At 72.3% G+C, this 12901-nt stretch carries 12 protein-coding genes; 1 reads left to right on the forward strand and 11 read right to left on the reverse strand.

The window, feature by feature from the left end; translation table 11 throughout:
• Nucleotides 1-18 precede the first annotated feature (18 nt).
• From nudC to AC29IT_RS22220, 9 genes are all read right to left on the reverse strand, one after another.
• Entirely contained in the window at nt 19-945 is a 927-nt protein-coding gene (gene nudC / locus AC29IT_RS22180) for an NAD(+) diphosphatase (protein ID WP_488219994.1), read from the reverse strand.
• Nucleotides 942-2309 (reverse strand): M16 family metallopeptidase, encoded by a 1368-nt coding sequence (locus tag AC29IT_RS22185; protein WP_488219995.1) that lies wholly within the window; start codon nt 2307-2309, stop codon nt 942-944. Before AC29IT_RS22185 ends, nudC begins: the two co-directional genes overlap by 4 nt.
• A complete protein-coding gene (locus AC29IT_RS22190; protein WP_488219996.1) occupies nt 2306-3622 on the reverse strand; it encodes a M16 family metallopeptidase in 1317 nt (438 codons plus the stop codon). Before AC29IT_RS22190 ends, AC29IT_RS22185 begins: the two co-directional genes overlap by 4 nt.
• Before the next feature lie 201 nt (nt 3623-3823).
• Complete coding sequence (locus AC29IT_RS22195) at nt 3824-4645, reverse strand: ESX secretion-associated protein EspG (protein WP_358444804.1); 822 nt, start codon at nt 4643-4645, stop codon at nt 3824-3826.
• A gap of 86 nt (nt 4646-4731) precedes the next feature.
• Nucleotides 4732-6114: a PPE domain-containing protein gene (locus AC29IT_RS22200; protein ID WP_358444802.1), complete on the reverse strand. Its 1383-nt coding sequence runs from the start codon at nt 6112-6114 to the stop codon at nt 4732-4734.
• A 12-nt stretch (nt 6115-6126) separates the two neighbouring features.
• Nucleotides 6127-6663, reverse strand: a complete 537-nt coding sequence (locus tag AC29IT_RS22205) for a DUF3558 domain-containing protein (protein ID WP_488219997.1) — start codon at nt 6661-6663, stop codon at nt 6127-6129.
• Between the two features lie 89 nt (nt 6664-6752).
• Nucleotides 6753-7259, reverse strand: a complete 507-nt coding sequence (locus AC29IT_RS22210) for a DUF3558 family protein (protein WP_488220114.1) — start codon at nt 7257-7259, stop codon at nt 6753-6755.
• A gap of 29 nt (nt 7260-7288) precedes the next feature.
• Nucleotides 7289-7699, reverse strand: a complete 411-nt coding sequence (locus AC29IT_RS22215; RefSeq protein WP_488219998.1) for a hypothetical protein — start codon at nt 7697-7699, stop codon at nt 7289-7291.
• 50 nt (nt 7700-7749) lie between these two features.
• Nucleotides 7750-9375: a DUF2207 family protein gene (locus AC29IT_RS22220; RefSeq protein WP_488219999.1), complete on the reverse strand. Its 1626-nt coding sequence runs from the start codon at nt 9373-9375 to the stop codon at nt 7750-7752.
• Between the two features lie 411 nt (nt 9376-9786).
• Here AC29IT_RS22220 and AC29IT_RS22225 point away from each other — a divergent pair, with 411 nt between their 5' ends.
• The gene (locus tag AC29IT_RS22225) at nt 9787-11067 is read left to right on the forward strand and encodes a neutral zinc metallopeptidase (protein ID WP_488220000.1); all 1281 of its coding nucleotides are present in this window, start codon (nt 9787-9789) and stop codon (nt 11065-11067) included.
• Nucleotides 11068-11328: 261 nt separating this feature from the next.
• Here AC29IT_RS22225 and AC29IT_RS22230 read toward each other — a convergent pair whose 3' ends face one another.
• The gene (locus AC29IT_RS22230; RefSeq protein WP_358444790.1) at nt 11329-11751 is read right to left on the reverse strand and encodes a hypothetical protein; all 423 of its coding nucleotides are present in this window, start codon (nt 11749-11751) and stop codon (nt 11329-11331) included.
• A 57-nt stretch (nt 11752-11808) separates the two neighbouring features.
• Nucleotides 11809-12867, reverse strand: a complete 1059-nt coding sequence (locus tag AC29IT_RS22235; protein WP_358444852.1) for a potassium channel family protein — start codon at nt 12865-12867, stop codon at nt 11809-11811.
• Nucleotides 12868-12901: the final 34 nt, after the last annotated feature.

Below are 12901 nucleotides of genomic sequence, written 5' to 3' on the forward strand. Positions count from 1 at the left end.
CCGGACGTCAGCGCGGGCCTACGCCCAGAACGCCCAGCCCTTCAGCATCCGGTGCGCGATGGACACGCTCGGCGGCAGCCGCAGGCCGGGGATGATGCCGTCCTCGGTGCGCATCGCGGCCTGCACGTCGGCGCGGGACACCCAGCGGGCCTCCTCGATCTCGCCGTCCGCGGGCCGCAGCGGCTCGGTCGGGTCGGCGATCGCGGCGAAGCCCAGCATCAGCGAGCGGGGGAACGGCCACGGCTGGCTGCCGAGGTAGCGCACCTCGGTGGCCAGCACCCCGACCTCCTCCTGGACCTCGCGCTGCACGCAGGCCTCCAGGGATTCGCCGACCTCGACGAACCCGGCCAGCACCGAGAACCGCTCCGGCGGCCACACCGGCTGGCGCGCCAGCAGCACCTGGTCGGCGCCGTCGTGGACCAGGCAGATCACGGCCGGGTCGGTGCGCGGGTACTCCTCGCGGTCGCAGCCGGAGCAGCGGCGCGCCCAGCCGACCTTGACCCGGTTCGTGGCCGCGCCGCACACCGCGCAGTAGCGGGAGTGGTCGTGCCAGTTCAGCAACCCGACGGCGGTGGTGAGCAGGCCCGCATCGGTGTCGTCGAGCTGCGCGCCCGCGATCCGCAGGTCCTGCCAGCCCTCCTGCGCCCCGTCGCGTTCGGTGCGCAGCGCCCAGTAGGTCGTGCCGTCCTGCGCGCCGAGCAGCAGCGCGCGCGGCGTGGGCTGCTCGCCGAACATCGCGGCGTCCTCGTAGACGAGCCGCCCGTCCGGGCCGATGTGGGTGCGCCCCTTGCCGTCGACCAGCAGCACCTTGCCGGTGGTCCACTGCTCGGCGGTCGGCCCGTCCCGCAGCGGCTCCGATCGGTCCACTGTGGACCTGGACAGCAGCGGGGCCGAGTCCAGCCGGAACCCACCCGTGTCGGGGACCGCCGCGCACGCCTCGGTCACGGCAGCACCACCCCGCCCAGGGCCCGCAGCTGGTCGCCGATCTTCGCCGCGTCGCCGACCACGACGCCGGTGAACGCGGTCGGGGCGTACAGCTGCGCGGCCTCCGCGACCTGTTCCGCGGTGACCTCCCGCAGCCGGTCCGGGTGCGCGCTCAGCCAGCGGTGGTCCAGCCCGCAGGCGGCCAGCGTGGAGAGCATCGACGCCAGCCCGGACTGGGAGGACGTCGAGGTCAGCAGGCCGCCGATCGCGTACTGCCGGGCCGACTCGACCTCGGCCGCGGTCGGCGGGACCAGCGCGAGGCGGCCGAACTCGTAGCGCATCTCCAGCAGCGCGGCCGCGGTGACCTCGCTGGCGGTGTCGGCGTCCACCAGGATCGTGCCGTTGCCGCGGGTGAACTCGAACGACGAGTGCGCGCCGTAGGTGTAGCCCTTGTCCTCGCGGATGTTCTCCACCAGCCGCGACGAGAAGTAGCCGCCGAAGCTGAGGTTCGCGATCTGCAGCGCCGGGTAGCGCTCGTCGGTGCGGTGCAGGCCCTGCGCGGACATCCGCAGCTGCGACTGCACCGCGCCGTCCCGGTGCACCAGCCGCACGTCGCCGCCCAGCAGCTGCGGCAGCGCGGGGAGCTCCGCGGCGGTGCCCGCCGCGTCCCACGGCGCCAGGATGCGGGTCACCTCGTCGACCACGGTGTCCGCGTCGATGTCGCCGACCAGCACCAGGGTGGAGCCGCGGGGCAGCACCGCGCGGGCGTGCAGCTCGCGCACGTCCTCCGGGCCGACCTGGCCCACGTCGGCGGCCTGCGGCACCTCGCGGACGAACGGGTGGTCGCCGTAGCGGTGCCGCTGCAACTCCTCGCGCGCGATGACGCGCGGCTGCGAACGGGCCACCGCGAGCCGCTCCACCAGGCGGTCCCGCTCCCCCGCGACCTCGTCGGCCGCGTAGGCGGCGCCGGTCAGCGCGTCGGCCAGCACCTCCAGCAGCGTGCCCAGCCCGCTGGACAGGGCGCTGCCGACGAAGCTGAGCCGCTCCGGGTCGACCACGGCGTGCAGTTCACCGCCGACGGCCGCCAGATCGGTGTCCACCTGCACCCGGTCCCGGGCGGCGGTGCCGGTCAGCACCGTCTCGGCGAGCACCTCGGCGCGCGCCGGGTGCATCGGGTCCTCGCCCGCGAACGGGATGCGCAGCCGCGCCTCGACCATCGGCACCACCCCGTGCCGGGCGGCGATCAGCCGCAGCCCGTTCGGCAGCTCGGTGTCGACCACGTCGGGGGTGCGCAGCGCGCGCGGCTCGCCCAGCGGCGGCAGCGGGCGCGGGCCCGCCTCGGTGCGGCCGATCTCCTCGGCGCTGCGGTGGGTGGCCTGGGTCATGCCGCACCTCCTGCGGAGTTCGAGTCGGGCTGCACGCGCAGGGTGGCGCGGGAGTCCGGGGTGAGGGCCTTCGCGGCGGCGGCGACCTGGTCGGCACCGACCTCGGCGATGCGCCGCGGCAGCTCCGAGATCAGCTCGGCGCGGCCGTGGATCAGCTCGGCGCTGCCCAGGTCGAGGGTGCGGGAGATGACCCGGTCGTGTTCCCGGTGCAGCGAGGCGGCCCAGCGGGACGTGACCCGGGACAGCTCCTCCGCGGTCGGGCCGCTCGCGGCGATCGACTCCAGCTCGGAGTCCACCGCGGCCACGACCCGCTCCGCGTCGACCTCCGGCGTGTGGATCGCGGTGAGGGTGAACGTGTCCGGGTCGCGGGCGTCCAGCGGCGCGCCCATCAGGCCGCAGCCCGCGTGCACGTCCACCACCAGCGGTTCCCGGTACACCATGCGCTGCTGCAGCCGGGAGGCGTCGCCGTCGGTGAGCACCGCGGCCAGCACGATGTTCGCCAGGTACTGGTCCAGCTCGCCGACCGGGTCGGGCAGCCGGTGGCCCAGCGCGACCGCGGGCAGCGGCGCGTGCGGGTCGGTGTGCACGCCGGTGAGCTGCTCGGTCGGGAACGGTTCGGCGAACGACGGGCGCGACCGCACCTCGCGAGAGGGGACGTCGCCGAAGTGCCGGTGCACCAGTTCCGTCGCGTGGTCCACGTCGAAGTCACCGGCGATGGTGAGCACCGCGTTCGCCGGCGCGTAGAAGGTGTCGAAGAACGCGGCGCAGTCGTCGACCGTCGCCTGCTCCAGGTCGGTGAAGTCGCCGTACCCGTTGTGGGCGTTGGCGAAGGTGGAGTACAGCACCGGCGGCAGCAGGATCCACGGGAACCCGCCGTAGGGGCGGTTGAGGACGTTGAGCCGGATCTCCTCCTTCACCACGTCGACCTGGTTGCGCAGGTTCTCCTCGGTGAGCTTCGGCGCCCGCATCCGGTCGGCTTCCAGGAACAGCGCCCGCTCCAGCGCCGCCGACGGCAGCACCTGGAAGTAGTCGGTGTAGTCCTGGTGCGTCGAACCGTTGAACGTGCCGCCGGAGCCTTGCACGTGGCGGAAGTGCGCCAGTTTCTCCAGGCTCTCGCTGCCCTGGAACATGAGGTGCTCGAACAGGTGCGCGAAGCCGGTGCGGCCTTCCGGTTCGGAGCGGAAGCCCACGTCATAGTGCACGCTGACGCCCACGACGGGGGCTTGACCGGAGGCGCCCTGCGCCGAGTCCGGCGCGAGCACCACGCGTAGCCCGTTCGGCAGGGTGACGCGATGCAGTGGGGGTTCGACCATGCCTCGCAGCCTACGTGCGCTGGGTGACGCGCCGCGTACCCCCTTCGCTGCGCTGCGTGCCCGCCCGGTGCGAGCGGGCACGCGCCCGCGACGGCCTCCCGCGCAGGCCACGGGAGCACCGGGCCCGCGGGCCCGCACCCGCCCGGCAGCGCGGGCGACCACGCGCGGTGAGCACCGCGGACCTCGTCCGGCGACGGCCGCTCAGCCGCGGACCTGGGCGATCAGGGCGTCCACTTCGCCGCCGATGGTGCGGGCGTCCGCCGGGATGAGCGCCAGCACCTGCTCGCCCGAGCTGCCGCGTTCCACCCGGTTCAGGTAGCGCCCGTCCGGTTCCGGGTTGTCGAACCAGGACACCACCTTCGACCGGTGCTTGCGGCCGTTGCGGTCCCGCAGGTTCGCGGCGAGCTGGCCGATGCGCTGGTGCGGGGCCTTGCCGATGGCCTCGTACAGCCGCACCTGCCGGTCACCCGTGCTGCCGCGTTCCTCGGCGACCGAGCGCAGCATGCTCGACCGGTCGAAGTCCTCCTGCTGCGGCGGCAGCAGCGAGGCCGCCGGAACCCGCACCGGGGTCTGGCTCCCCGGCCGCGCCGGAGGCAGCGTGCCCAGCAGCACCTGCGGCAGCGGCACGTTCTGGTGCACCTCGACGGTGAGCAGCCCGCCGCGGTTCGGCTCCTCGCCCGGGGCCTGCACCCCGAGCACCACCCGGTTCCCCTCGGTGAACGCGGCCAGCGCCCGCCAGCAGTGGTCGCCGCCGACCTGCGGGAACCAGATCGAATCGACCCACAGGTACGGGGTCGCGAGCACCTTCAGCGCCGCGGCGAGCGGCGGCGCGATCTCGTCGGCCACGGCCACGCCGCTCGCGTGCATCCGCCCCAGTTCGGGTTTCGCGATGCGGCTGAACTGCTCCGCGGTGTACCCGGCCGACCTGCTGCTCAACGGGAGCGCCAGCCGGTCGATCCCCAGGTACTTGAGCGCCACGTCCAGGTGCACGGGCGGCAACTGCCACGAGCCCAAAGCGGTCACTGCGTTCTCTCCCCTGTGAAGTGCAGATACCAAGCCGCCGACCCCTGGCGGTGGCCGACCGGCCCCCGCGGCCGGTCGGCGTCGAATCACTCGCCCAGGACCGGAGGTGCGGTCTTGGGCATGTCGTTCATCCAGATGTCGTCGTGCTCCTCGAGCCACGACGGGCGCTCGTGCTCGGCGTCCTCGCCGCTCTGGCCGCGCTGACCGGCGCCGCCCATGCCGCCGCCCATGCCGCCGCGACCGGCACCGGCACCGCGCGCACCACCGGACGCGCCCGCGCCCGCACCGGCACCCGCGCCACCGACACCCGCGCGGCCGCCCGCGCCGACGCCGCCCGCACCGCGACCGGCTCCGCCCGCGCCGAGACCACCGGCGCCGCGGCCCGCGCCACCGGCGCCCGCACCGAGACCACCGATGCCGCCCGCCAGGCCGCCACCCGCACCGGCACCTCCACCACCGGTGCCGAGACCACCCGGTCCGCCGGGAACCCCACCGGCCCCGGGACCACCCGAGGGCCCGGACCACTGGCTGCCGGACCCGGACGGCGAACCGGGGAAGCTCCCGGCACCGCCACCGAAACCACCGGTTCCGCCGGAGCCGTAACCGCCACCCGGCAGTCCGCCACCACCGACGCCGCCCCCGCCGACACCGCCGCCTCCGGTGCCGATACCGCCACCGGTACCGGGACCGACTCCGTTCGCGCCGGGACCGGTGCCCCAGTCCGTGCCGGCTGGCTGCGTCGCCGCGGGCGGTTCCTTCGTCGAACCGTCCGGGCCGGTGTACTGCGGCATGTTCGCGTCGACCTGGGTCAGCGTCGGGCTGTAGACCCGGCCCATCGTCTCCTGCGCGGCCTGCTCCGCCTGCTCGCGCTCCTCCATCTGCCCGAGCGCGTCCAAGCCCGCACCCGCCGGACCGAACGGGATGGACGCCGCGACACCCCGGCCGACGCTGTAGCCGTCCGGCTTGTCCACCATGTTCCGCGCCTGCCCGGCGGCCTCACCGGCGGCGTTCAAGTTGTTGCCGGTCACCTCGAAGGCGTCGGCGCTCGCCCGCATCCACTCCGAAGCGGGTTTGCCGACCTCCTTGGCCGTGTTCGCGGCCTCGCCCTCCCAGCCGCCCTCGACGATGCGCTGCACGTCCGTCGCGTAGTTCTCGCCGCGACCGCGCAACTCCTTCGCGAACTCGATCCACACCTGGGCGACCTCGCCGACCTTGCCCTGGTCGATCGAATCCTGGTTCGTCGAGTAGATCTGGCCGTGGTCGAAACCGCCCCAGTTCACGCACTGCGTGATCGCCGGCTTGTCGAAGCCCTGGACGTCCATCCCGGAGTTCTGCCGCTGCAGCTGCGCCTGCTGCTGCTGGGCGATCCGGTTCGCCTCCTCGCCGTGCGCCTTGCGATCCTTCTCAGCCGAGCTCTCGTATCCGAGGATCTTCGAACCGGCGTTGTCGACCATGCTGAACAGGCTCATGACTCCCCCACATCATTCCGGCAACCGCGACGCGGTCTGCTCGGCGATCTTCTCGATCTCGCCGCACGGGTCGGCGAGGGTGTCGCGCATCGCTGCGGTCAGCTGATACAGCACGACTCCACCGCCAGCCGACACAGCCGTATTGCAAACCCCCTGGCCCTTCGCCCCTGGAACGATGACGCGGGCAGCTTCACGACCTCCGACCTCTATCCGCGTGAATTCGTCCCATGCACCCTTACTGAGGCTTTCAATGGTCTCGTCGGCGTTTTTCTGCAAGGCAAGACTCAGCTTCTCGCCAGCCCAGGAACAGCCAGGTTGGAAGCTGACGAGCGTAAAGTCCTCGGCTTCCACGGACAGGCCATGATCCGCCAGCTCTTCCGGCTTGAAAAAGGTGCAAGGATCGAACTGTTCCAAACCTGCCCCTTGTGCAACCGGCGGCGCCTCGGACGACGTGGCCTCATGGCCACCGGCATCCGGCCCGCCCAACGCACACGAAGACAGCACGAGCAGCCCTGCCCCGCCGAGCGCAGCGACCGACACCAGGAACACCGTGGGCCGACGTCTCCTCGCTCCGCCGTGGACAGCTCTTCCTGCCCCTAGGCTCCCCATCGCCTTACCCTCTCCGTCAACGTCACGAATCATTCCGGCAAGCGCGATGCAGTCTGATTCGCGATCTTCTCCACCTCGCCGCACGGATCGGCCACGGAGTCACGCATGTAGCCGACGAGCTGGTAGAGGACAACACCGCCACCGGCCGAGACAACGGTGATGCAGCTACCTTGACCTGCTGCGCCGTCGACCAGCATCCGAGCAGCGTCGCGGCCCGCGACCTCGATCTGAGTGTATTCATCGTAAGGGCCACCGGATTCAAGACTTTTGACGGTCTCTCCCGCATTCTTCTGCAGGGAAATATCGAGCCGATCACCAGACCAGGTACAACCGGGCTGGAAGCTCACGTCAGTGAAGTCTTCAGCCTGAGTTGACACGCCGTACGATGTCAACTCTTGAGGCTTGAAGAACGTGCACGGATCAAATTTTTCCAACCCAGCACCACGGGACTCCGAAGTCGGCGACGGATCACCATTTCCTCCAGGGCCACCAAGAGCGCATGCCGAGAGACCGAACAGGGCCAACCCTGAGAACATGGCGACCAACGGCCGAGAAATCTTCCTCACTACATACCTCGCCTGATGTCGTCGGCGTTCTGTTCATCCACGGCACGGTAGTCTCTGGCCGCACCCCTGAATGCATCTGCTTGCTTCTGCAGCTCTTCCTGAAGATCTCGAATCAGCTTGAGCGCGCCAGCGTCCCCATCCGCGGCCTTGTCCTGAAAGCGCTTCATCAACTGCTGGCCATCGGGGTAATCGCCCAGGCCGCGCACGCTGCGCAGCGCCTCAGCGCGCTTGTACAGCTTCTGCAGCGCTTCGATCTCCTCTTCCACCCGCTTGGCCGCTTCTTCGGCGACCTGGGGGTCGAGGGCGAGCTTGCCCGCGCTGACCTGTTGGTTGATCGACTGCGTCTGGGCGCCGATCGCCTTCAGACCTTCCTTCGCCGCGGCGAAGCCGCCCGCCTCTGCGCTTGCCATCCCCAGGCCCCTCTGGACTCCGATGATCTCCCCAGTGAACGGAAGACACTTTAGCGCGACGCCGCTCCGATGGTCACTGGTTCGGGCGAACCGGGCGGCTTCCGGTACGCGGCGAAGCAGGTGCACAACCGGTCGGCGAAGGCGGGCAGCGCGTCCCGCAGGTGCGCGAGGTCGACGGCCGCCCCGCGGGCGCGGTACCAGTGCACCTCGGGCGCGTCCGCGGTGCCGAGCTCGGCGCACGCCGCGAGCCACCGGTCGGCCTCGCCGAGCACCAGTGCGTAGGGCAGCGGACGGAAGCACCCCGATTCCCGATCGGCGGCGCGCGGGTCCACGGCTCCGGAAGCCAGCTGTTCCCCCAGGCCGCGCAGGTGCGCGGCCAGCACGGCACCCCGGGTGGTGCGGGCGGGCAGCGACCGGGACGCGGCGGTGAGCACGGCGCCGCCGACGGCCACCGCGATGCCGATCAGCCCCAGCCGTCCGGTGAGCGCCAGCAGCACCGCGAGCAGCACCCCGGCCGCAGCGACGCCGAGCCCGCCCCACCAGAGCAGGTTCCGCGCGGCATCCGGCCTGCGCGAGGTCCAGCCCCGTTCGACGACCTCCGCGTAGAGCGCCTCCCGCACCGGCGCGAGGTCGCCGCGACCGAGCTCCGCGAGCACCACCTGATCGCGGTCCCCCACCAGGAGGTCGTGCACCGCCCGTTCGTGATCGCGCAGCGCGCCGTCCGCCGGGTTGCGCCGCACGATGCGCCAGTCCCCGTCGAGCTCCTCGATCCCCAGGTAGTTGCGCACCGCGAGGTCCACGACGGTGCCCGCGACGTCGACGAGTTCCGCCCGGCCGCCGCGGACGGTGCCGACGTGGCCGGGCAGCACCCCGTCCGGCGAGGAGAAGGTCGTGCCCCCGGCGGTCGTGGTCAGCAGCTCGACCGGCCCGGTCGCGGCGGCGGCCACCCCGGCGTCCCGGCGGCGCAGGTACCGCAGCACCCCGAGCGCACCGACCAGCAGCAGCCCGACCCCGACGACGCCCGCGAGGGCTCCCGGGTTCGGCGAGAACGCGTAGGCCGGGTCGAAGGGCCGCTCGACGACCGCGTTGGACGGCACCGCACCGGCGGGCACCCGGATCGACAGCACCAGTCGTTCACCGGGGGCGAGGCCGAACTGGAGGACATGCACCTGCTGGGCGCGCCCGATCTCGTACCGGCCGCAGCGCTCGCCGCTGCCGACCGGGCCGGCCAGGCAGGTGATGTCCTGCGGCACCTGCGGGGCGAGCAGCGATGCGGAGATCCGGTCGACCGGCACGTCCCAGCCGCCGGAGAACGACCAGCGGACCTCCTGGGACTCCCCGTCGTCGGCGACGGCGCCGCGGACCGCGTACCGGAACGTCGCCTCACCGGGCCGGAGGACGAGCCGCGCCGCGTCCGGACCGACCTGCACGTCCCCGCCGTCGAGCCGCACGTCGGCGAGGGTGAACACGCGGTCGGTGCCGTCGGCGGCGGGCTGCCGCAGCGGGATCGTGCGGTGCACCGGGTTCCCGTCGGGCACGGTGATCCGCTCGGTGACGGTGAGCGCGCCGTCCCGTTCCAGCTTGGCCCGCACCTCGGTGGCGGCGGTGCCGGGCAGCACGTTCACCGGTTGCGCGGCGGCGGCCGGGGCGGCCGCGAGCATCCCCGCGATCAGCACCGCGGCGGCTCTGAGCAGCGAGGTCGGCGAGGGTTTCCCACCTCGCCTCGCACGCGGTTTCCGAAACACGGCACGACCCTAGCCGCGCCTGGTTACGCTCGATCTCCGTCCGACCCGATCAGCCGACCAGCGGAGGAGCCGACCGATGACGGGAAGCGCCGAGGTCCGCCGAGCCGCGCGCGGTGGCCGCGCCGCGGACACCGGCGGACCGTCCACATCGGACTCTCGTTGGCCGGGGCGGGCCGTTGCCCGCAGGACCGCGCAGGCCACTCCGGCGCACCGCAGTGCGCCGGTGCGCACCGCCGACGCACCCCCGCCCGCTCCGAAGCGGAACGATCAGCGCACCGGGCATGGTCCCGGCACCGCTAAGCTCGGTGCGCTCCAGTCGTCGGTGAAGCCGGGAGATCGGTCATGACGCAGCCACAGCCCCCGTGGGGCGAGCGCCCGGTGGGCCCGCCGCCGGCCGCGCAACCGCTGCCGCCGACCGAATCCGGTGGCGCGCCGGGACCGCACTACCTCCCGCCGCAACTGCCGCCTCCGCAGCAACCCGACCAGCAGTGGTCCCGCCAGCAGTGGAACGCACCCCGCCAGGACGACCAGCAGTGGGGCGGCACCCAGCAGACGGCCCAGCAGCCCGGTCAGCAGTGGGGCGGACAGTGGACGGGGCAGCAGTGGACGGGCGCCCCGCCCTGGCAGCGCACCGGCGGGCACCCGCCCGCGCCTCCGCCGCGCAAGTCGCCGTGGGCCCTGGTGCTGGCGCTGGTGATCACCGCGCTGTTCCTGGTCGGCGTGGGCACGATCAGCGTCAACGCGCTCACCAACCGCCCCACCGCCGCCGACTACCCCACCCCGGCGCGCGAGACGGGCGACGGTTCGGCGAACTCCACGACCTCCGCCGCGCCGACCAGCGAACCGACCAGCAGCTCCGAACCCACCAGCTCCACCGAGCCGACCACGTCCGCCTCGGTCGACTCGACCCCGGCGCACTCGGTGGCGGCGCTCGGCGACAACCCGATCAACATCAGCGGCAACGGCGCGGTGAACACCCCCTGCCCGCTGCCGCCGTTCGCCACCGACACGGCCTCGCAGTCCGCGTACTACGAGGCGGCGCTGCCCTGCCTGATGGAGATGTGGACCCCGGCGCTGGAGGAGGCGAACCTGCCGGTGCGGATGCCGACCGTGGTCACCACCGACAGCACCGTCACCAGTCCCTGCGGCACCCGCACCTGGGACCAGACCGCGATGTACTGCCCCGGCAACAACACGATCTACATGACGGCCCGCTACTACGCCGACAAGGAAGGCCGCACCGAGCCGGGCGTGTTCCTCGGCCAGTTCGCGCACGAGTTCGGGCACGCGGTGCAGAGCATGAGCGGCATCAACGAGGCCTACACGAAGTCCTCGTACGAGGCGAACGGCACCAGCCCGCAGGGCCTGGAGCTGACGCGCCGCTCCGAGCTGCAGGCCACCTGCTACGGCGGGATGGCGCTGGCGTCGTTCCAGAACGGCGGGATGGACAACGACATCATCTTCGCCGCGCTGGCCGACGCCCGCGGCCGCGGCGACGAGTACAACCCGCAGCCCGACCACGGCAGCGTCGCCACCAACACGGCCTGGGTGGACCAGGGCTTCTACAAGAACCGCGTCACCGAGTGCAACACCTGGCTCGCCGACCCGGACCAGGTGGACTGACCCTCCCACCACGCGCGCCGCTCAAGGACCTGCCCGGTGGGTCATGTCCGTTTCCCGTCAGCGGCGAAGCCGCTGAGCAGTGACCACGCACGCAACCGGACCACCCGCGGGTTCTCAGCGGCTTCCTCGCGAAAACGGCGATTTCGCTGTGCACGGACCGGTACATGAGAAATCGCGGCCACGCGGAAACGCGGGCAGCGAGGAAGGCGCTGAGGTTCCGCTACCTCAGTGCTGAGCAGCTGAAGCGGAGATTCCGAGCGGTCAGCCGAGGGCTCGGGGTCTGGTGATCAGGAGGGCGTAGCCGCCGCCCGCGATGGCGGCGAGGGTGCCGAGCACCCAGCTGGCGCGCGAGTGCAATCCGCCGCTCTCGGCACCGGCGCCGGGCCGGACCGAGTCGCCGCGGGCGGGAACCTGCACCTGCATGGTCTGGCCCTCGGTGTGCCCGCAGCCGTCCAGCCGCAGCTGCCGCGTCTCGCCGTCCACCCGCACTTCGACGAGGTCGCCTTCGGACGCCTTGCCGCACGGGGTGGATTCGAGCACGGTCGCGGTGGCCGGTTGCGCACCGCCGTCGGCCGAGCCGATGTTCGGCAGCCGCCACCAGGAGAACGCCACCACGACGATCCCGAGCAGGCCCAGTGCCACCAGGATCAGCGCCACCGATGCCGAACCGCCTCGTCGCCTCACACCGCAATGTTGCCAGAACTCCGGGAAACGCTGTCGCAGCCCGGGGTTCGGCTCGGGTCACGGCTCGACGGGGGTGACCTTCTTGACGTAGAGCAGCCGGTCGCCGTCCTCGATGGCGTCGGCTTCGGGCGCGTCCACCCGGTACAGGTTCCCGTCGCGGACGACGCCGAGGACGATGTCCGGCAGGTGCCGCGGTGAGCCGCCGACTTCGAGCGGTTCGACTTCGCGTTCCGCTATGGCGAGTCCGGCATCGGGCGTCAGCAGGTCCTCGAACATCTCCACCACGGACGGCGTGGTGGTGGCCATGCCGAGCAGCCTGCCCGCGGTCTCGCTGGAGACGACGACGGAGTCGGCGCCGGATTGGCGCAGCAGGTGGACGTTCTCCGCTTCCCGCACCGCCGCGACGAGTTGCGCCTTCGGCGCCAGTTCCCGGGCGGTGAGGGTGACGAGGACGGCGGTGTCGTCGCGGGCGGGGGCGACGACGATGGCGCGCGCCCGGGTCGCGCCCGCGACGCGCAGCACGTCGGACCGGGTACCGGAGCCGTTGACGGTGACGAGCCCCAGCGAGGACGCCGTTTCCAGTGCCGCGTGATCGGTGTCCACGACGACGATCCGCTGCGGGTCGGCGCCGTCGCCGAGCAGCGCGGTGACCGCGGAGCGGCCCTTCGTCCCGTACCCGATGACGACCACGTGGTCGCGCACCTTCGTCCTCCAGTGTTGGATCTTGAACGCTTGCCGGGATCGTTCGGTGAGCACCTCGAGGGTGGTGCCGACCAGCACGATCAGGAACAGCACTCGCAGCGGGGTGATGACAAGGACGTTGACCAGCCGGGCCAGCGGGCTCACCGGGGTGATGTCCCCGTAGCCGGTGGTCGACAGCGACACCGTCGCGTAGTAGACCACGTCGAGCAGGCTCAGCTCGCCGCCCGCGGTGTCCCGGTAGCCGTCGCGGCCGACGTAGACGATGGCGACGGTGGCGGCCAGCGCGAGGGTGGCACCGATGATGCGCCGCACGATGGACTGCACCGGGCTGACCGCGGCCTCCGGCATCCGGATCACGCCGACGAGCGTGTGGTCCGGCCGGTCGGTGAGCCGTTCGGTGCGCGGGAGCCGCATCCGCCCGCCGATCAGGTGGCCGGCGCGAGCGGTC

It is taken from the genome of Saccharopolyspora sp. MMCC62, from assembly GCF_057736575.1.